Here is a 17,728-nt window from a genome sequence, read left to right as displayed (position 1 = left end):
TGATCGGGTCAGCCGGTCACCGAAGCGCCGGAGAGGTGACGTTCCGCCACGGTGATGCTCGGGTACAGCGGCAGCCGGGCATCCATCCCGGTGACCTCCAGTGGCCGGATCACCGCCCGGTGACTGCCGGCCAGTGCCCAGGACACGGCGCGCGCCGACGCTGTTTCGTCCACGTCGGCCAGGACCTGCAGGCCCGCGGATCCGAGAAAGGGCACCGCTTCCAGGTCCACGATGAACGCCCGGCCTTCGTCGAGGCAGGCGGTCAGGCAGTCGCGCAGGCGGGGCGCGGAGGCCAGGTCCAGTTCACCGGTCAGGCGCACCAGCCGGATCCCGTCGCGGCGGTCGGTGAGGTCGATGCGAAAGCCTCGAGCTTCGTACACGGGTGTCTCCCCGGGTTGTGGTGAGCACGGCGGGGCGTTCACACGCGTCCAGAAAAATCCGAAAGGATCGAGATTTCGAAAGACTCCAGCCGGGTGTGCGCCCCGGCACGGCTGGTCACTCAACCGCTCACCTCCGACCGTACGGACGGGTGCCGGTACTGGCAACCCGCTTCATCCCGGTTGGCGACGGTTGTGCCGGGTACCCGGGACGCGTCGGCAGGCACGGCGCCGTCGACGGGGGCGCCGAGCGAGCCGCCCGTGGTGGGTGAACCGGCGGTGCGGGACAGCGGTGGTCCGCACCGCCGGACCGCGCGGGCGATCAGGCGCCGAACCAGCCCGCGACGTCGAGCCGGAGCCCGCTCGCCGGGGCCATCGCGCGCAGGGCGTCCTCCAGGTCCCGCAGGCGGTCCGGCCCCAGCTCGGCGGCCCAGCGGGCCCGCAGCTCATCGAAGATCGCGGCCGAGCGGCGCAGGCCGTCCAGCCCGCGCGGGGTGAGGCGCACGAGCTTGCGCCGCGCGTCGGCCGGATCGTCGGCGCGCTCGGCGTATCCCAGGCTTTCCAGCCGGTCGATCGTCTTGCCCGCCGCCTGCTTCGAGACGCCCAGCCGCCGCCCGACCTCGCTGGCCGTCGCCCCGTCCCGGCCGATCGCCTGCATCGCGAAGCCGTACGCCGGACGCGCGTCCGGGTGACCCTGCCGGGCGAGTTCGGCGTGCATCTGGTCAATGAGCGAACGGAAGCCCGCGAACAGCAGCAACGGCAGTTCGAACCCCGGCCGCTGGAGAGATTCGACAACCTGGTTTACGGTATCGTCAACCATGTTGTCTAATTTACCGGAGGTCAGTCGTGTTCACCGAGCACACCCTCGAGTCCGCGCCCGCCGCGTCCCGTCGCTTGATGGAGGCCACGGCCAGACCCCGCGGGTACGTGCCCGCCGCGGTCGCCCGGATGGCGTCCTCGCCGCACCTGCTGGAAGGGTTCCTCAAGCTCAGCGCCCTGTTCGAGGCGACCACACTCGACCCGCTGTCCCGCGAAGTCGTCATCATGACCATGGCGACGCGCAACGAGTGCCACGTCTGCGTCGCGATGCACACGGGCAGACTGCGCCAGCTCGGCGCCCCGCCCGAGGTGATCAGCGCGCTGCGCGAGTCCCGGTCGCTCGACGACACCCGGCTGGAGGCGGTCCGGCTGTTCACCCTCGCGGTACTGGCCGCCGCGGGCGCGGTGGACGACGAGGTGCTGCGCGCGTTCCTGGCCGCCGGTCACACGACGCAGAACGCACTCGAAGTGGTCATGGGCATCGGCACCTACACGATGTCGACGCTGGCCAACCGGCTGACGGGCGCGCCGCTGGACCCGGCACTCCGGCCGCCCGCCTGACCGTCACCTCAGCGTGGCCCACACGGTCTTGCCGCCGGCGGGAACCCGCTCGCAGCCCCACTGCCTGGACGTCTGCGCCACGAGCAGCAGCCCGAATCCGGGCGGGCGCGCGTTTTCCCGCAGCATCACCTGGTTCGGGTCGTCGTCGGTGACCGTGATCGTCAGCTCGTTCCGGCGCAGTGTCAGGCGGAGGCGCGGCGCGGTGCACGTGTGCCGCAGCGTGTTCTCGACCAGCTCGGTGGCGATGATCGCCGCGTCCTGGGCCAGCCGGGGAACCCGCCACGACACGCACGCCTCGTTCGTGAACCGGCGTGCCCGGCGCGCGGCGTCCAGCGTCCGGGGCAGCGTGATCTCGGTGCTGTGGCGCATCGCCTCGATCGTCCCCAATCCGTGCGAACGGGACGGGAGATACCCCCGCGCCGGGCCCCGAAACGCGGTCGTTTGCCCCGGTCGGAGCCGGGTATCCGGCGCCCATGGACGAGCAGTCGCTGCTGCGCACGCTGACCAAGGTGGTCACCACGCTGACGGCTCGTGACATCCCGTTCACGGTGTCCGGCGGCTGCGCGGTCTACGCGCGCGGCGGGCCGCCTTCGGACCATGACGTCGACGTGTTCCTCAAGGAGAAGGACGTCCCCTCGGCCAGGGCGGCCCTGGTGGCCGAGGGGATGCGGCCCGAGGACCCGCCGGAGGACTGGCTGACCAAGGTGTGGGACGGCGACGTCCTGGTCGACCTGATCTTCCGGCCCAACTACCGCCCGGTCACCGACGACACGCTGAGCCGCTCAGACCTGATGCGCGTCGGGCCGACGATGGCGCCGGTGCTGGGCGGGACCGATCTCCTGATCGACAAACTGCTCGTCCTCGACGCGCACCGCTGCGACTTCGCCCCGCTCCTGCACATCGCCCGCGATCTGCGGGAGCAGGTCGACTGGGAGCGCGTGGCGAAGGAAACCGGCGAGTCCCCGTACGCGCAGGCGTTCCTGACGCTGCTGGACTCACTCTCGGTCGTCGACCTCGGAGGACACCCGTGATGACAGGCGAGCAGGAGACACCCCAGTACCGCGCGGCCCACCTTCGCCGCGCGCTGGCCGAAGACCCCCGGACCGCCGAGATGGGTGTCCGGGTCAACGTCCGCGGCGACGACGTGCACCTCTCCGGCGAAGTGACCTGCGACGAGCGGCGCGCCGAGCTGGAAAACGTGCTGCACGAGGCGGCGCCCGGGCTGCGGGTGCACAACGACGTGCGGGTGGCCGACACCCGTGAACCCGCCCGGAGGGAGGACCTGCGGTGATCCGCGTGGCGGCGGTCGGGGACGTGCACCTCGGCGAGGACGCGCGAGGTCTGCTGCGCCCGGCGCTGGAACACCTGGCCGACCTGGCCGACGTCCTGCTGCTGGCCGGGGACCTGACCCGGCACGGCACGCTGGAGGAGGCCGGGGTGGTCGCCGACGAGTTCGGCGACCTGGACCGGCCCGTGGTGGCCGTGCTGGGAAACCACGACTACCACGGCGACCGGCAGGACGACATCACGAAACTGCTGGAGGACCGCGGCATCCGCATGCTGGAGGGCACCTCGGCCAGGGTCGAGGTCGGCGGCGAGTGCCTGGGCATCGCGGGGGTCAAGGGTTTCGGCGGCGGGTTCGCGGGCAAGTGCGCCAGCGCGTTCGGCGAGCGGGAGATGAAGGACTTCGTGGAGCACACGATCGAGCGGTCGGACGCACTGCGCCGCGCGATGCTGGAACTCGACGACGTCGACCACCGCATCGCGCTCACGCACTATTCACCCATCCCGGAGACCCTGCGGGGCGAACCGCCGGAGATCTACCCGTTCCTGGGTGCCTACCAGCTCGGAGAGGTGATCGACGAATGCGGTGCCGACCTGGCGGTCCACGGCCACGCGCACTTCGGCTGCGAACAGGGTGTCACGCCGGGCGGTGTCCGGGTGCGCAATGTCGCCCAGCCGGTCATCCGCAGCGCCTATGCCACGTACGGGCTCGGGTCTTGATTCAGGGCAGTGATCGGGAGCACCCTGGGTGCGTCCACTCGGCACCCGGGGAGGGCGCATGACGGAGCTGAAGGCACGTCCCATCGTCCTGGGCAACCGCTACGAACTGCCGTCGCGGCACCGCAGGGGCAGCCTGCTGGTGAAGCTGGCCAAGACGACCGATCACAAGCTGATCGGCCTGATGTACCTGTACACGTCGCTGGGCTTCTTCGTCATCGGCGGGGCGCTCGCGCTGCTGATGCGGGGCGAGCTGGCGCGCCCCGGCCTGCAGTTCCTGTCGCCGGAGCAGTACAACCAGCTGTTCACCATGCACGGCACCATCATGCTGCTGCTGTACGCGACGCCGAACGTGTTCGCCTTCGCCAACCTGATCCTGCCGCTGCAGATCGGGTCGCCGGACGTCGCGTTCCCGCGGCTGAACGCCTTCTCCTACTGGCTGTTCCTGTTCGGCGGGACGATCGTGCTGTCGTCGTTCCTCACCCCCGGCGGTGCCCCCGACTTCGGCTGGACCGCCTACACGCCACTGTCGGACGCCGCGAACTCGCAGGGCATCGGCGGCAACCTGTGGATCTTCGGGCTGATCGTCTCCGGTCTGGGGACGATCCTCGGCGGGGTCAACATGGTCACGACCATCGTGACGCTGCGGTGTCCCGGCATGACGATGTGGCGGATGCCGATCTTCACCTGGAACATCCTGTTCACCAGCGTGCTGGTGCTGGCGGTGTTCCCGATCCTGACCGCGGCGCTGTTCGGGCTGGCGGCCGACCGTCTCATCGGGGCCCACGTGTTCGACCCGGCCACCGGCGGGGCGATCCTGTGGCAGCACCTGTTCTGGTTCTTCGGCCATCCCGAGGTCTACATCGTCGCCCTGCCCTACTTCGGCATCATCACCGAGATCATCCCGGTGTTCAGCCGGAAACCGTTGTTCGGCTACCGGCTGATGGTGTTCGCCACGATGGGCATCACCGCGCTGTCGTTCGCGGTGTGGGCACACCACATGTTCGCCACCGGTTCGGTGCTGCTGCCGTTCTTCTCGTTCATGACCTTCCTCATCGCGGTGCCCACCGGGATCAAGTTCTTCAACTGGATCGGCACGATGTGGAAGGGGCAGATCACCTTCGAGACGCCGATGCTGTGGTCGGTCGGGTTCCTGGTGACGTTCCTGCTCGGCGGGCTGACCGGGATCATCCTGGCCGCGCCACCGCTGGACTTCCACGTCACCGACAGCTACTTCGTGGTGGCGCACTTCCACTACGTGCTGTTCGGCACGATCGTCTTCGCGACCTTCGCCGGGGTGTACTTCTGGTACCCGAAGATGACCGGGCGGATGCTCGACGAGAGACTGGGCAAGCTCCACTTCTGGACCACGTTCGTCGGCTTCCACACGACGTTCCTCGTGCAGCACTGGCTCGGCGACGAGGGCATGCCGCGCCGTTACGCCGACTACCTCAGCACCGACGGGTTCACGGTGCTGAACACGATCTCGACGATCGGGGCGTTCATCCTCGGTGCGTCGATGCTGCCCTTCATCTACAACGTGGTGCGCAGCTACCGGTTCGGTGATCCGGTCGAAGTGGACGATCCGTGGGGCTTCGGCAACTCGCTGGAGTGGGCCACCACGTGCCCGCCGCCACGGCACAACTTCCTGGAACTGCCACGGGTCCGGTCGGAGCGGCCCGCGTTCGAACTGCACTACCCGCACCTGGTCGAGCGCCTGCACGACGAAGGGCACATCACCTTCACCGGCAAGGCGGTCCCGCATTCGCAGGCGCGGCAGACGCCGTCGGAGAAGGCGGCCGAGGGGATCACCGAGGGCGGCTCGCCGACCGCTCACGATTAGCGGTCCCCGCCCCGGGGTAGCCGGACGACGAGCTACCCCAAGGGAGGCGAGGCATGAGTGAGGACACGGGCCGGTCCTCGACCGCGGTCGAGGAGCGGTCGATCGCGCAGCTCGTCCAGGACATGTCGCAGCAGATGCAGCGGCTGGTGCGGGACGAGCTGCGGCTGGCGACCGAGGAGCTGCGCCGCAAGGGCAAGCGCGCCGGTGCCGGTGCCGGACTGGCGGGTGCCGCCGGCGTTCTCGCGCTGTTCGGTGTGGCCACGTTGATTGCGGCCGCAGTGCTGGCGCTGGCCCTGGTGCTGCCGGGGTGGGCGTCGGCGCTGGTCATCGGCGCGGTGGTGCTGCTGGTCGCCGGTGTGGCCGCGCTGGTGGGCAAGAAACAGCTGTCCCAGTCGGTGCCGCCGGTGCCCGAGGAGGCGGCCGCCGGGGTGCCCAAGGACGTGGCCGCCGTGCGGGAGGGGGTCCGCCGATGACGACCAAGAAGGACACGTTCCCGCACGACGCCGAACAGGCGCGGCTCGACCTCGAACTGACCCGCCAGGAACTGGGCGAAACCGCCGAGGCACTGGCCGGGAAGGTCAAGGAGACCGCGCACACGACCCAGCGCATCGCGCTCGGCGCGGGCGCCGGGATCGGGGTACTGGCGCTGATCTTCGTCATCGTGCGAAAGCTGACCGCCCGGAGGTGACACCATGGCGACACAGTCGCATGTGGACGAAGCGCTGTGGGACGAGTTCCACCGCGTGGTGAACATGTCCTCGAAGGAACTGGGGGAGTGGCTGCGCGTCCGGTCCGCCGGCACGGACAGCGAGGAGCTGCCGGACCAGTCGGGCACGAAGACCGGGCGGCAGGTGCTGGAGATCCTCGGCAAGCGCCGGGGCGATCTCACCGAGGACGACGAACGCGTGATGCGCAAGGTGGTCGACCGGGTGCACGCGCAGCGCCGGGACGACCTCGAACCGACGGCGGGCCAGGAAAACTGGCGGCACCGCCTGATGTCGATCGGGCACGACCCGTTGAAGGGGGCCGGTTAGATGGAACGCGGCAGTGAGAAGCACGGCCCGCGCGAGGACGACGCGATGAAGGCCGAGCTGCAGGGAACCCTGCAGGGCAACCGTCCCACCCGCGCCGAGGAGTGGCGCGATCCGGAGCCGCCCGCCGACGACGACCCGGAAACGCCGTTCGACGTCGAACGCCCGGAAGCCCGGTAACCCGCGCCGTCCCCCGAGGCCACTGTGGGGGACGTCAGGTGTAGAGCTTTCTCGCGTATTCGGGGCCGTAGTAGCGGGCCAGCTCCTCCAGTGAGTCGTCGGGGCGTTCGAAGGTCTGAGCGATCACCGGCCGGGGCGCCATCTCCTCCGGCGTCCATGTTTGCGGGTCCCACAGTTTCGAGCGCAGGAAAGCCTTGGAGCAGTGGTGGTACACCTCGTCGATCTCCACCAGGATCGCCAGCCGCGGCCGGTGCCCCTTGACGATCATCTCGTCGAAGAACGGCGCGTCCCTCAGCAGGCGGGCGCGGCCGTTGATGCGCAGTGTGTCGCCGCGGCCGGGGATGACGTAGATCAGCCCGACGTGCGGGTTGGCGAGGATGTTGCGGAACCCGTCGGCGCGCCGGTTGCCCGGCCGCTCCGGCACCACGATGGTGCGGTCGTCGAGCACCAGCGTGAAGCCGGCCGGGTCGCCCTTGGGGGAGACGTCGCACCGGCCCTGCGCGTCGGCGGTCGCGACCAGGCAGAACGGTGAGTGCGCCAGCCACTGCCGGTCCAGTTCGTGCAGCGCCGCCCGTTCCTTGCGCACCACGTTGGGCAGCGGATGTCCCAGTAGCTCGCGCAACTCGTCTTCGGTGGACAGTTCGGTCACCCCAGTGAGATCCATGACCGCAGGCTAGCGCTCATTCCCCGTCCGGCGGGGAAAACCGGTCGAGCGCCACATCCAGCAGCGTCTCCACGATCCGGCTCTCCGGCACCGTCTTGATCACCTCGCCCCTGACGAAGATCTGGCCCTTCCCATTGCCCGACGACACCCCCAGATCGGCCTCGCGCGCTTCGCCGGGTCCGTTCACGACACAGCCCATGACGGCGACCCGCAACGGCACCGGGAACCCCTCGAACGCGGCCGTGACCCGCTCGGCGAGCCGGTAGACGTCCACCTGCGCCCGGCCGCACGACGGACACGACACGATTTCCAGCTTCCGCGGCCGCAGCCCCAGCGACTCCAGGATCTGCGTGCCGACCTTGACCTCCTCGACCGGCGGCGCGGACAGCGACACGCGGATCGTGTCGCCGATTCCCTCGTGCAGCAGCACCCCGAACGCGACGGCCGATTTCACCGTGCCCTGCAGGGCCGGCCCGGCCTCCGTGACGCCCAGGTGCAGCGGGTAGTCGCAGCGCCGCGCGAGCTGCCGGTACGCCTGGATCATCACCAGCGGATCGTGGTGCTTGACCGAGATCTTGAGGTCGGTGAACCCGTGTTCCTCGAACAGCGAGCACTCCCACAGCGCCGATTCCACCAGCGCCTCCGGCGTCGCCTTCCCGTACTTCTCCAGCAGCCGCCGGTCCAGCGAACCGGCGTTGACCCCGTTCCGGATCGGCGTGCCGCGATCGTCCGCGGCGCGGGCGATCTCGCCGACCTTGTCGTCGAACCGGCGGATGTTGCCCGGGTTGACGCGGACAGCCGCGCATCCGGCGTCGAGTGCGGCGAACACGTACTTCGGCTGGAAGTGGATGTCGGCGATGACCGGGATGGCCGATTTCGCGGCGATCCGCGGCAGCGCCTCGGCGTCGTCGGAACTGGGGACCGCCACGCGGACGATCTGGCAGCCGGCGGCGGTCAGTTCGGCGATCTGCCGGAGGGTCGCCTCGACGTCCGCGGTGACGGTGGTGGTCATCGACTGCACCGACACCGGGGCGTCGCCGCCGACGGGCACGTCGCCGACGTGCAGCTGCCGGGACCTGCGGCGCGGCGCGGGCACCTTCGGCAGGCCCAGCGCCACGGCCGTCACGACCGCCTCCGCACGGCCGCGGGCAGCGTGAAGTGGATCGTCTCGCGGGTGATCTCCCGCTCGGCGACCGTGACCGGGCCGAGCCCGCCGAGCGCCGCGATCACCGAGTCGACCAGCCGTGGCGGGGCGGACGCACCCGCGGTCAGCCCGATCTTCGCGACACCGGACAGCCACCCCGGCCGGATGTCGCGCGCGTCGTCGATCAGCCGCGCCGGCGTGCCCGCGCGCTGCGCCAGCTCGGTCAGGCGCACCGAGTTCGACGAGTTCCCCGATCCCACGACCAGCACCAGGTCCGACTCGCGGGCGATGACCTTGAGCGCGTCCTGCCGGTTGGTGGTGGCGTAGCAGATGTCGTCGGAGGCCGGGCCGCGCGGCGCGGGGAAGCGATCGCGCAGTTCGCTGATCACCTCCGCGGTCTCGTCGACGCTCAACGTGGTCTGCGTCAGGTAGGTGACCCGGTCGGGATCGGGCACCCGCACCCGGCGGGCCTCCTCGACGGACTGGACCAGCACGGTCCGTTCCGGGGCCTCACCGAGGGTGCCTTCGACCTCTTCGTGCCCGGCGTGACCGATCAGCAGCACGGTGTCGCCCTGCCCGGCGAAGCGGCGCGCCTCGGCGTGGACCTTGGTGACGAGCGGGCAGGTCGCGTCGACGACCTTGAGCCGTCGCCGTTCCGCGTCGGCCCGCACGGCAGGGGAGACGCCGTGCGCGGAGAACACCACCGTGGCTCCCCGCGGCACGGCGTCCAGCTCGTCGACGAAGACCGCGCCCCGCGCACGGAGGTCGTCGACGACGTGCCGGTTGTGCACGATCTCCTTGCGCACGTAGATCGGCCCGCCGCGCTGAGCGAGCAGCCGCTCGACGATCTCGATCGCGCGTTCCACGCCCGCGCAGAACGACCGCGGCGCGGCGAGCAGCACCTCGCGGGGACGCCCCGCGACCGCGAGGACCGCGGCCATCGCGGCGCTCACCGCGGCCGCCGTCGCGGGCGAGACCTGCCCGGTGGCCGCGACTCCCAGCCCGGCCGGCCCCCGCGCCGTGGGCAGGACGGCCCGCAACGCGACGGCCGCGGTGTGATCGGTGTCGACGTAGAGGTGACCGCGCGTGGTGTCGAGGCCGCGGCGCCGCAGCTCACCTTCGAGCAGCCCGGCGCCGGGGCAGGGCACCGACGGGCGGTCCGGCCACAGCAGGTCGTCGGCGACGAGCACCTCACCCGGCCGGGGCCGGCCGGGGTGGTGGGCGGCCAGAATGCTCTGCGCTGCCGTGAACGTCATGGGTTCTCCGTTCCGGAACGTGATGGTCAGCGGTCGCGGTCGGCGAGGAGCACCGCGAGCGTTTCCAGGTCCGCGGCCGCGCGGGCGTCCGGCACCGCGGCGTGCAGGTGGCTCCGTGCGCGGTCGAGCAGTGCCGCCGCCTCGGTGCGCGCCCACTGCCTGCCCCCGGCCCGGTCGACCAGCTGGGCGGCCCGCGCCAGATCGGCCCCGGCGGGCTCGTCCGGCGCCGCGTACAGCCCGGCCAGCTCCTGCCCTTCCGGGGTGCCCGAGGTCAGCGCCGCCACCACCGGCAGGGACTTCTTGCGGTTGCGCAGGTCGGAGAACACCGGTTTGCCGGTGGCCGCCGGATCGCCCCAGATGCCGAGCAGGTCGTCGACGAGCTGGAACGCCAGCCCGAGCGCCTCCCCGAACCGCCGCAGGTGGTCGACCTGGTCCGCGGTCCCGCCGGCGAGCAGCGCGCCCAGCGCGCACGAACAGCCCAGCAGCGCCCCGGTCTTACCCTCGGCCATCGCCCGGCATTCGGTGAGCCCGACGTCGTCGCGCTGCTCGAACGCGAGGTCCGCGCCCTGGCCCTCGATCAGGTCCTGCACCGCCGCGCCGAGGATGCGCAGCGCCTCCCCGGCGACCGGGTGACCGGGTGACCGCTCGACGCCAGCACACCGGATGCCTCGGCCAGCAGGCTGTCCCCGGCCAGGATCGCCGCGCCCGTACCGAACAGCTTCCACACCGTGGGCCGGTGCCGCCGGGTTTCGTCGCCGTCCATGACGTCGTCGTGCAGCAGCGAGAAGTTGTGCACCAGCTCCACCGCCACCGCGCCGGGCAGCGCGATCTCCGGGGACGCCCCGACCGCGCGCGCCGACAGCAGCACCAGCGCGGGACGCACCGCCTTCCCGCTGCCTGCGATGACGGGCGCGCCCGTCTCGTCGGCCCACCCGAAGTGGTAGGCCGCCAGGGGGCGCATCGACTCCGGCAGGCGCGCCACCGCCTGCCGCAGCGCCGGGTCGACGCACCCGCGGCTCCACGCCAGGATGCCGCGCGCTGTACCGGAGCGCGCGGGGATCTCCGTCGTGTCCATGCCCGTCACCGTCCGATCTCCACGTGCTCCAGCACTCCCAGCGCGTCCGGCACCAGCACCGCGGCCGAGAAGTAGGCCGTGACGAGGTAGGACACCACGGCACGCTCGTCGACGCCCATGAACCGCACGTTCACGCCGGGCTCCACCTCGTCCGGCAGCCCGGTCTGGCGCAGCCCGATCACGCCCTGGCTCCCGAGCCCGGTCCGCATCGCCAGGATCGACGTGGTTCCGGTCGGCGACACCGGGATCTTGTCGCTCGGGAAGATCGGCACACCCCGCCACGCGGGCACCACGTGACCGTCCACTTCGGTGCTTTCCGGCGCGAGGCCGCGGGCTGCGCACTGGCGCCCGAACGCGGCGATGGCCTTGGGGTGGGCCAGGAAGAGCCGCGTCTTGCGGCGACGGCACAGCAGCTCGTCCAGATCGTCCGGGGCCGGTGGCCCGGTGCGGGTGTGCAGCCGCTGGCTCAGGTCGGCGTTGTGCAGCAGGCCGAACTCCCGGTTGTTCAGCAACTCGGACTCCTGGCGCTCGCGCAGTGCCTCCAGCGTCACCCGCAGCTGCTGTTCGGTCTGGTCCATCGGCTGGTTGTAGAGATCGGCGACCCTCGTGTGCACGCGCAGGACCGTCTGGGCCACGCTCAGCTCGTACTCCCGCGGCCACAGGTCGTAGTCGACGAATGTGGTGGCCAGCGGCTCCTCCCCGTGGTGACCGGAGGACAGGGCGATGTTCGCCTCACCGTGCTTGTTCTGAGCCAGCTGGGATCCGCGCCGCAGTCCGTCCACATGGGACCGCAGCTCCGGTGAGGTGTCCAGCAGGTCCAGGAGGTCGCGGTGCGGCAGCGCGAGCACGGTCACCGGCGTTTCCGCGCGGACGCTGTACTCCCACGGCCGCGGCGAGGAGGCGAGCACCTGCTGCCCGAGGTAGTCGCCGTCGGCGAGCACCCCCAGCGTCACGGTGTCGCCGTAGTCGCCCCGGCCGAGCTTGCTGACCTTGCCGTGCGCGACGAGCAGCGCCTCCTCCGGGGGCGCGCCCGCCGCGACGATCACCTCGCCGGGTCCGTATTCGCGCTGCACCAGGCGGTCGGCGAGCGCGGTCAGCACGACCGGATCGTCGAACCCGCGGAACAGCGGCAGCTCGGTGAGGCTGGCAGGCACCACCCGGACCCGGCCCGCGTCCACGGTGAACGCGGCCCGGCCCTGCCCGGCGACGTGGGTGAGGCGCCGGTTGACCCGGTAGGTGCCGGCCTCGGTCTCCTCCCAGGGCAGCAGACTGAGCAGCCAGCGGCTGGTGACGGCCTGGTTCTGCGGCACCGTCTTGGTGGTGCTGGCCAGGTTGCGGGCCGCCGCCGTGCCCAGGCTCAGACGGGTTTCGGTGTGCTGGAAGGTCTGCATGGTCACGCTCAACGGACCCGACCACCCCTCGTTCGCGTCGTGGTCACCGGGTCAGCTTTCGCGGCCGATCTCCACCTTCTCCAGCACGGCCAGCGCGTCCGGGACCAGCACGGCCGCCGAGAAGTACGCCGACACCAGGTAGGAGATGATCGCCTTCTCGTTGATGCCCATGAACCGCACCGACAGGCCGGGCTCGACCTCGTCCGGCAGACCGGTCTGGTGCAGGCCGACGACTCCCTGGTTCTGCTCGCCCACGCGCATCAGCAGGATCGAGCTGGTGCGTGTCTCCGACACCGGGATCTTGTTGGACGGCAGGATCGGTACCCCGCGCCAGGACGGCACGTGGTGGCCGTTGAACTCCACGCCTGCCGGGTAGATCCCGCGCGTGTTGCACTCGCGCCCGAACGCCGCGATCGCCTTGGGGTGGGCCAGGAAGAACGCCGGCTCCTTCCACACCGCGCCCAGCAGGTCGTCCAGGTCGTCCGGCGTCGGCGGGCCGGAGCGGGTGTGCAGGCGCTGCTTGACGTCGGCGTTGTTGAGCAGCCCGAAGTCCTTGTTGTTCAGCAGCTCGGACTCCTGCCGCTCGCGCAGGGCCTCGATGGTCAGGCGCAACTGCTGCTCGGTCTGGTTCATCGGCTGGTTGTAGAGGTCGGCGACGCGGCTGTGCACGCGCAGGACGGTCTGCGCGACGCTCAGCTCGTACTCGCGCGGGGACAGCTCGTAGTCGACGAACGTGCCGGGCAGTTCCCATTCCCCGCTGTGGCCCGAGGACAGCTCGATGCTCGCCTCACCGTGCTCGTTGCCGTTCGACAGCTGCCGGGTGCGGAACAGCTCGATCTGCTCGCGCAGCGCCTCCGACTGCTCGACCAGCTCGTCGAACCCGCGCTGTTCCAGCACCAGCACGGTGCACGAGGTGACGGCCTTGACCGTGTACTCCCAGATGCTCTGGTCGTCCAGGAGGGATTCGTCACCGAAGTGGTCGCCGCCTGCCAGTACGCCGAGGTCGGTGAAGTCGCCGTACTCGCCGGGGCCGACCTTGCTGACCTTGCCGTGCGCGATGAGGAATGCCTGATCGGACGCGTGACCGAACTCGACGATCACGTCACCGGGCTCGTACTCGCGCTGTTCGAACTTGCCCGCGAGCGCGGCGAGCACCTCCTGGTCCTCGAAGCCGCGCAGGATCGGGAGTTCACCGAGCTCGGCGGGGATGACCTCGACGGCGCCCGCGGTGGTCACGAACGTCACGCGGCCGTCGCCGACCGCGTAGGAGAGCCTGCGGTTGACCCGGTAGGCGCCACCGGATGCCTCCACCCAGGGCAGCAGGCGCAGCAGCCACCGGGAGGTGATCGCCTGCATCTGCGGAACGGACTTGGTCGTGGTCGCCAGGTTCCGCGCGGCCTGTGTGCTCAGGCTCTGCTGCGGGCCGGCGTCCTCCAGGTTCGGCACGGCGGGGTCGGTCACAGTCACGGCAAATACCACCCATCATGGAAAAGGATCGGTTCGCGAAATGTCGGTTTCTCTGCAGAGAGTGAGGATCAGGCGAACGGGCGCCGTTGTTTCTCGGTCGGCGGAAACGACGTTAGCACCGGCCGCGACGATCCGTACAGTCACTCGTCCGTGGCAGGGGGTGATGTGCATTTTCGCGAAAACACACGTTCGGCGGTTCCGGCAAACTGACGGTAGAGCGGAATGGATCGTGCTCACCCGGGCCGCCCAAGGCGGGCGGTCTCGACGGTGTGATTCGCGCGGCGGCGTGCTTCCGTTCAAGGTGCCGTACTGGTCCGAACGGACCGAAAGTTCCCGGAGTGTGGGACCGGGTGTTCCTGATCGGCCGATGGTCGCGTTTTCCCTTGTGTGTCAACGAGAAAAATCGCGACCGCGTGGCCGGGTGACGTCCGGTAGCCGGAACTCGCCCGGTCGGCCCAGTCCGCCGCCCGCCCGCGCGCTGGCCCCCGGGCAACAACGATTTCCGGGGCGGAATTCGTGCCCGGACTGCTCCGAACAAGTGACCGCGAACAATCGGTGTTATTCCGTCGGGAGGAAAGAATGGTGGCGATCTTGCCGCTCCGATCGGCGGGCGCCTAGCGTGGGCGCACGTTCCTTTCCCGTTCGGGAGGCAATGCGCATGAATGTCTACGTGGCCGGTTCGCTGTGGGTGGTCGGCGCCATCGTGATGGGCGCCGTGATCGCCTACCTCGTGCGCCGTTACGGTCTGGACGAGGGCAGGCCGGACAACAACGACGCCGCCGGCCAGGCGTTCACCATCGTCGGCGGGCTGCACGCCGCGGTGATCGCGTTCGTGCTGATCTCCCTGTTCGACGCGGCGAGCACCGTGCGGGACGGCTCCTACGAGGAGGCACAGAGCCTGGTCGCCGCGTCCTGGGCGGCCGACGCGCTGCCCGAGCCGGTGCGCAGCGACATCCGCGAGATGGCCGCCGGTTACGCGGGCACGGTGGTGAACGAGGAATGGCCGCGCATGCGGGACGGCGGTGTCGTGCCCGACCAGGGCTGGGACGAGCTGGACCGCATGCGTGAACTGGTCGACTCGTCCGAAGTGCCGGGTGACGACGACTGGCTCACCAACCGCAAGACCGAGGTCGCCGACAGCCTGCTGGACGTGTTCAAGGAACGCCAGGCGCGGCTCAACGCCGTGCAGGACAACAACATCGGCATGGTCGTGTGGTTCGTGCTGATCGGCGGCAGCGTCATCTTCGTGCTGCTGCCCAACCTGTTCGGCGGCACGAAGTCGCTGACGCACATCGTGATCGTGTCCACCCTGGCCGCGGCGACGACCCTGCTGCTGTTCGCGGTCTACCAGATGCAGAACCCGTTCGCGGGTGGTTCGAAGGTCGGGCCGGACGCGTTCAGCCAGGCGATCGAGCGGCTGCGGTGAGCCTGTGGCGCGCGGCGCGCACGCTCGCGGCCGCCGCGGTGCTCGCGGTGTCCCTGCCGGTCGTGCCCGCCTCGGCCGCTCCGGGACCGGCGTGCACGGTTCTGCGTGTCTCGAACACGATCTCCGGCGGTCCGTCCACGATGGAGCTGGTCCGGTTGCCCTCGGGTTCGGTGGAGACGCGGAAGGCGCTCGGGGTGCAGGTCAACGCGCTCGGCTACGCGCGGGGCCAGGACCGGGTCTACGGCGTGACGCGCGATGGTGTCGTCGTGACAGTGGGGCGGGACGGGGAGCTGACCCGTCTCGGCCCGGTCCGTACCCGCGAGCGCCGGGTCTTCCTGCACGCGACGGCGGGTGCCATCTCCGGCAACCGGTGGTATGTCAGGCGGGACGACGAATTGTCGGTGATCGACATCGATCCGGGCAGCGCCGGGTTCCTGTCGGTGGTGCGCGAGGTGGACCTGTGGCCGTCGTCGTCCTGGTCTTCGGTGGATGATTTCGACTTCGCGGGCGGACGGCTGCTCGGGGTGACGAACACCTGGCCGTTCCGGGGGATGATCGTGTCGGTGGACCCGGTCTCGGGGTTCACGCACCCGGTTTCCGGACCCGCCCTGCCCGCGGCGACGACCTACGGTTCGGTCGTGGCGGCGGGGGAGACGCTGTACGTGACGGCGAACCGCAGCGCGGGCCGGAGCCGCACGTACCGAGTACCCCGGGGCGGGGCCGCGAGCCAGGTGTCGTCCGGGGCGCCACTGTCCGGTTCGGATGCCGCGGGGTGCCTGCGCGCCCCCGCGCCACCCGCGCCACCCCCTGCCCCTGCCCCGGCGCCTCCCGTGCCTCCGCCTCCGGCGCCCGCCCCGGTGGCGCCACCGCCGCCACCGGGGCCACCGCCGCCACCGCCGCCGCCACCGCCGCCTCCGCCGGCGAGCCCGCCGCCTCCGCCGGCGAGCCCGCCCCCGAAGCCGCTCCCGCCGCGTCCCAGCCCGGCGCCACCGTCATCAGCCCCGGCGCCGACCCCGCCGCCGAGCACCACCCCCCGGCGCCCGGTGACCACGAAGAAGCCGGTCGAGCAGGTCTCGACACAGGAGAAGACGGAGGAGAAGCGCCGCTGGTCCTTCACGGTGCTGGTCCTGGTGCTCGGCGCGGGCATCGCGGTCCGCCGCCTCAGCCGCTGACACACCGCCGCGAACGGCCAACACACCGCCGCGAACGGCAAACACGCCGGTCGCCGACGCTCGCCCCCGGCGTGTTGGCCGTTCCGGGCGGCGTGTTTGCCGTTGCGGGCGGCGTGTTGGCCGCTCCCGGCGGGGCGTCAGAGGGTGCCGAGCGCGAACACCGTCGTCTGCTGGTAGGTCTGTCCGGGGCGCAGCACGGTGCTCGGGAACCCGGGCTGGTTGGGTGAGTCGGGGAAGTGCTGGGTCTCCAGTGCGAACCCGTAGCTCTGCCGGTAGGTCTTCCCGCCGGTGCCCACGAGCGTGCCGTCGAGGAAGTTGCCCGAGTAGAACTGGATCCCCGGCTCCGTCGTGTAGACCGTCAGCGACCGCCCGCTCGCCGGGTCTGCCGCCTGTGCCGCGAAGGCCGGCCGGCCGCGGGAGTTCAGTGCCCAGTTGTGGTCGTAGCCCTGTCCGGTCAGCAGCTGCGGATCGTTCTCCGCGATCCGCGTCCCGATCGCCATGCCGCGGCGGAAGTCGAACGGCGTGCCTGCCACCGGGGCCACCGCGCCGGTCGGGATCTGCGTCGCGTCCGTCGGCGTGTAGCGGTCGGCGTCGATGCGCAGCGTCTGGTCGTACACGTCGCCGGACGATTCACCCGCGAGGTTCCAGTACGTGTGGTTCGTCAGGTTCACCACCGTCGCCTTGTCGGTGGTGGCGCGGTAGTCGATCGACAGGCGGTTGCGGCTGTCCAGTGAGTACGTCACCGTCGTCCGCAGCGTGCCGGGGTAGCCCTGGTCGCCGTCGGGGCTGACCAGGCTCAGCCGCAGCCCCACCGAACCCCGCTCACGGACCTCCGACGCGGCCCACACCTTGTCGTCGAACCCGGCGGTGCCGCCGTGCAGGCTGTTGCCGTTGTTGTTGACCGGCACGTGGTACTCGACACCGTCCAAAATGAACTCGCCGCCCGCGATCCGGTTGGCGTAGCGGCCGATCAGCGCGCCGAAGTACGGTCCGCCGCCCTCGGCCGGGCTGTTCTTCGCGACGTAGTCGGCCAGCGTCGGGAACCCGAGCACGACGTTGGCGCCGCGTCCGCGCTTGTCGGGGGCCTCCAAGGTCTGGATGATGCCGCCGTAGGTCAGGATCCGGACCTTCATCCCGTTGCCGCTGTCGAGGGTGTAGCGCTCGACGGACTGCCCGCCCACGCTGCCGAACGCCTCCTTGGAGATCGACGGGCCCGACGGCCTCGGAGCGGCGGAGGAGGTCACGGCGGGCAACCCTGCCGCCGCGAAGAGGACTGTGGTGCACGCGAGCGCGATCCGCCCGCGGACGGACATCCGCATGG

The 17,728-nt window shown here is 70.8% G+C and carries 20 protein-coding genes and 1 pseudogene; 11 read left to right on the top strand and 10 right to left on the bottom strand.

What is annotated here, in order from left to right:
• Positions 1 to 8 precede the first annotated feature (8 nt).
• Together HNR02_RS36315 and HNR02_RS30470 are read right to left on the bottom strand one after the other, a co-directional pair.
• Complete coding sequence (locus HNR02_RS36315) at positions 9 to 380, bottom strand: STAS domain-containing protein (protein WP_179777088.1); 372 nt, start codon at positions 378 to 380, stop codon at positions 9 to 11.
• Positions 381 to 699: 319 nt separating this feature from the next.
• The gene (locus HNR02_RS30470; protein WP_179777087.1) at positions 700 to 1,197 is read right to left on the bottom strand and encodes a MarR family winged helix-turn-helix transcriptional regulator; all 498 of its coding nucleotides are present in this window, start codon (positions 1,195 to 1,197) and stop codon (positions 700 to 702) included.
• Between the two features lie 26 nt (positions 1,198 to 1,223).
• Here HNR02_RS30470 and HNR02_RS30465 point away from each other — a divergent pair, with 26 nt between their 5' ends.
• Positions 1,224 to 1,757, top strand: a complete 534-nt coding sequence (locus tag HNR02_RS30465; RefSeq protein WP_312861225.1) for a carboxymuconolactone decarboxylase family protein — start codon at positions 1,224 to 1,226, stop codon at positions 1,755 to 1,757.
• A gap of 3 nt (positions 1,758 to 1,760) precedes the next feature.
• On the opposite strand, the gene HNR02_RS30460 is transcribed toward HNR02_RS30465, so the two are convergent.
• On the bottom strand, positions 1,761 to 2,126 hold the full coding sequence (locus HNR02_RS30460; protein WP_179777086.1) for an ATP-binding protein: 366 nt from the start codon (positions 2,124 to 2,126) through the stop codon (positions 1,761 to 1,763).
• A 104-nt stretch (positions 2,127 to 2,230) separates the two neighbouring features.
• Here HNR02_RS30460 and HNR02_RS30455 point away from each other — a divergent pair, with 104 nt between their 5' ends.
• Genes HNR02_RS30455 through HNR02_RS30420 form a run of 8 tightly spaced genes read left to right on the top strand, consistent with a single transcriptional unit; the run spans position 2,231 to position 6,812 of the window.
• On the top strand, positions 2,231 to 2,788 hold the full coding sequence (locus HNR02_RS30455; protein WP_179777085.1) for a nucleotidyltransferase family protein: 558 nt from the start codon (positions 2,231 to 2,233) through the stop codon (positions 2,786 to 2,788).
• Positions 2,788 to 3,048 carry a BON domain-containing protein gene (locus tag HNR02_RS35830; protein WP_179777084.1) on the top strand — a complete coding sequence of 87 codons (261 nt, stop codon included), beginning with the start codon at positions 2,788 to 2,790 and terminating at the stop codon, positions 3,046 to 3,048. Before HNR02_RS30455 ends, HNR02_RS35830 begins: the two co-directional genes overlap by 1 nt.
• On the top strand, positions 3,045 to 3,761 hold the full coding sequence (locus tag HNR02_RS30445; RefSeq protein ID WP_312861224.1) for a metallophosphoesterase family protein: 717 nt from the start codon (positions 3,045 to 3,047) through the stop codon (positions 3,759 to 3,761). The genes HNR02_RS35830 and HNR02_RS30445 overlap by 4 nt, the downstream gene beginning before the upstream one ends.
• A gap of 58 nt (positions 3,762 to 3,819) precedes the next feature.
• Positions 3,820 to 5,601 carry an aa3-type cytochrome oxidase subunit I gene (ctaD, locus tag HNR02_RS30440; protein WP_179777083.1) on the top strand — a complete coding sequence of 594 codons (1,782 nt, stop codon included), beginning with the start codon at positions 3,820 to 3,822 and terminating at the stop codon, positions 5,599 to 5,601.
• A 53-nt stretch (positions 5,602 to 5,654) separates the two neighbouring features.
• Positions 5,655 to 6,074, top strand: a complete 420-nt coding sequence (locus HNR02_RS30435) for a phage holin family protein (protein ID WP_179777082.1) — start codon at positions 5,655 to 5,657, stop codon at positions 6,072 to 6,074.
• The gene (locus HNR02_RS30430; RefSeq protein ID WP_179777081.1) at positions 6,071 to 6,289 is read left to right on the top strand and encodes a DUF3618 domain-containing protein; all 219 of its coding nucleotides are present in this window, start codon (positions 6,071 to 6,073) and stop codon (positions 6,287 to 6,289) included. Before HNR02_RS30435 ends, HNR02_RS30430 begins: the two co-directional genes overlap by 4 nt.
• Positions 6,290 to 6,293: 4 nt before the next feature.
• Complete coding sequence (locus tag HNR02_RS30425; protein WP_179777080.1) at positions 6,294 to 6,635, top strand: DUF3140 domain-containing protein; 342 nt, start codon at positions 6,294 to 6,296, stop codon at positions 6,633 to 6,635.
• Positions 6,636 to 6,812, top strand: a complete 177-nt coding sequence (locus tag HNR02_RS30420) for a hypothetical protein (RefSeq protein ID WP_179777079.1) — start codon at positions 6,636 to 6,638, stop codon at positions 6,810 to 6,812.
• Positions 6,813 to 6,846: 34 nt separating this feature from the next.
• On the opposite strand, the gene HNR02_RS30415 is transcribed toward HNR02_RS30420, so the two are convergent.
• The 6 genes and pseudogenes from HNR02_RS30415 to HNR02_RS30390 all read right to left on the bottom strand — a co-directional run bounded on the left by HNR02_RS30415 (position 6,847) and on the right by HNR02_RS30390 (position 13,809).
• Entirely contained in the window at positions 6,847 to 7,476 is a 630-nt protein-coding gene (locus tag HNR02_RS30415; protein ID WP_179777078.1) for a pyridoxamine 5'-phosphate oxidase family protein, read from the bottom strand.
• 16 nt (positions 7,477 to 7,492) lie between these two features.
• Positions 7,493 to 8,602 carry a flavodoxin-dependent (E)-4-hydroxy-3-methylbut-2-enyl-diphosphate synthase gene (gene ispG, locus HNR02_RS30410; RefSeq protein ID WP_179777077.1) on the bottom strand — a complete coding sequence of 370 codons (1,110 nt, stop codon included), beginning with the start codon at positions 8,600 to 8,602 and terminating at the stop codon, positions 7,493 to 7,495.
• On the bottom strand, positions 8,599 to 9,876 hold the full coding sequence (locus HNR02_RS30405; protein ID WP_179777076.1) for a 4-hydroxy-3-methylbut-2-enyl diphosphate reductase: 1,278 nt from the start codon (positions 9,874 to 9,876) through the stop codon (positions 8,599 to 8,601). Before HNR02_RS30405 ends, ispG begins: the two co-directional genes overlap by 4 nt.
• Positions 9,877 to 9,902: 26 nt before the next feature.
• Positions 9,903 to 10,951 (bottom strand): annotated as a pseudogene (locus tag HNR02_RS30400) (family 2 encapsulin nanocompartment cargo protein polyprenyl transferase).
• A gap of 5 nt (positions 10,952 to 10,956) precedes the next feature.
• Positions 10,957 to 12,342, bottom strand: coding sequence for a family 2B encapsulin nanocompartment shell protein (locus HNR02_RS30395; RefSeq protein ID WP_179777938.1), 1,386 nt, complete (start codon positions 12,340 to 12,342; stop codon positions 10,957 to 10,959).
• Positions 12,343 to 12,393: 51 nt separating this feature from the next.
• Positions 12,394 to 13,809: a family 2B encapsulin nanocompartment shell protein gene (locus tag HNR02_RS30390; protein ID WP_179777075.1), complete on the bottom strand. Its 1,416-nt coding sequence runs from the start codon at positions 13,807 to 13,809 to the stop codon at positions 12,394 to 12,396.
• A gap of 658 nt (positions 13,810 to 14,467) precedes the next feature.
• Here HNR02_RS30390 and HNR02_RS30385 point away from each other — a divergent pair.
• Together HNR02_RS30385 and HNR02_RS30380 are read left to right on the top strand one after the other, a co-directional pair.
• Positions 14,468 to 15,235 carry a bestrophin-like domain gene (locus HNR02_RS30385; RefSeq protein WP_179777074.1) on the top strand — a complete coding sequence of 256 codons (768 nt, stop codon included), beginning with the start codon at positions 14,468 to 14,470 and terminating at the stop codon, positions 15,233 to 15,235.
• A complete protein-coding gene (locus HNR02_RS30380) occupies positions 15,232 to 16,407 on the top strand; it encodes a DUF6923 family protein (RefSeq protein WP_179777073.1) in 1,176 nt (391 codons plus the stop codon). Before HNR02_RS30385 ends, HNR02_RS30380 begins: the two co-directional genes overlap by 4 nt.
• Positions 16,408 to 16,544: 137 nt before the next feature.
• Here the strand turns inward: HNR02_RS30380 and HNR02_RS30375 are convergent, their stop codons facing one another.
• A complete protein-coding gene (locus tag HNR02_RS30375; protein ID WP_179777072.1) occupies positions 16,545 to 17,726 on the bottom strand; it encodes an aldose epimerase family protein in 1,182 nt (393 codons plus the stop codon).
• Between the last annotated feature and the right edge of the window lie 2 nt (positions 17,727 to 17,728).

This window comes from Amycolatopsis endophytica, assembly GCF_013410405.1.
Classification (GTDB): domain Bacteria; phylum Actinomycetota; class Actinomycetes; order Mycobacteriales; family Pseudonocardiaceae; genus Amycolatopsis_E; species Amycolatopsis_E endophytica.
This window is presented reverse-complemented; position numbering and strand designations above follow the sequence as displayed.

What these genes read in the sequence shown, in the direction of transcription:
- HNR02_RS30415 (WP_179777078.1), bottom strand. Translation starts at nt 7,476, where the DNA reads ATGGATCTCACTGGGGTGACCGAACTGTCCACCGAAGACGAGTTGCGC.
- HNR02_RS30420 (WP_179777079.1), top strand. Translation starts at nt 6,636, where the DNA reads ATGGAACGCGGCAGTGAGAAGCACGGCCCGCGCGAGGACGACGCGATG.
- ctaD (WP_179777083.1), top strand. Translation starts at nt 3,820, where the DNA reads ATGACGGAGCTGAAGGCACGTCCCATCGTCCTGGGCAACCGCTACGAA.
- HNR02_RS30470 (WP_179777087.1), bottom strand. Translation starts at nt 1,197, where the DNA reads ATGGTTGACGATACCGTAAACCAGGTTGTCGAATCTCTCCAGCGGCCG.
- HNR02_RS30405 (WP_179777076.1), bottom strand. Translation starts at nt 9,876, where the DNA reads ATGACGTTCACGGCAGCGCAGAGCATTCTGGCCGCCCACCACCCCGGC.
- HNR02_RS30435 (WP_179777082.1), top strand. Translation starts at nt 5,655, where the DNA reads ATGAGTGAGGACACGGGCCGGTCCTCGACCGCGGTCGAGGAGCGGTCG.
- HNR02_RS30460 (WP_179777086.1), bottom strand. Translation starts at nt 2,126, where the DNA reads ATGCGCCACAGCACCGAGATCACGCTGCCCCGGACGCTGGACGCCGCG.
- HNR02_RS30425 (WP_179777080.1), top strand. Translation starts at nt 6,294, where the DNA reads ATGGCGACACAGTCGCATGTGGACGAAGCGCTGTGGGACGAGTTCCAC.
- HNR02_RS30375 (WP_179777072.1), bottom strand. Translation starts at nt 17,726, where the DNA reads ATGCGGATGTCCGTCCGCGGGCGGATCGCGCTCGCGTGCACCACAGTC.
- HNR02_RS30385 (WP_179777074.1), top strand. Translation starts at nt 14,468, where the DNA reads ATGAATGTCTACGTGGCCGGTTCGCTGTGGGTGGTCGGCGCCATCGTG.
- HNR02_RS30430 (WP_179777081.1), top strand. Translation starts at nt 6,071, where the DNA reads ATGACGACCAAGAAGGACACGTTCCCGCACGACGCCGAACAGGCGCGG.
- HNR02_RS30395 (WP_179777938.1), bottom strand. Translation starts at nt 12,342, where the DNA reads ATGCAGACCTTCCAGCACACCGAAACCCGTCTGAGCCTGGGCACGGCG.
- HNR02_RS30455 (WP_179777085.1), top strand. Translation starts at nt 2,231, where the DNA reads ATGGACGAGCAGTCGCTGCTGCGCACGCTGACCAAGGTGGTCACCACG.
- HNR02_RS35830 (WP_179777084.1), top strand. Translation starts at nt 2,788, where the DNA reads ATGACAGGCGAGCAGGAGACACCCCAGTACCGCGCGGCCCACCTTCGC.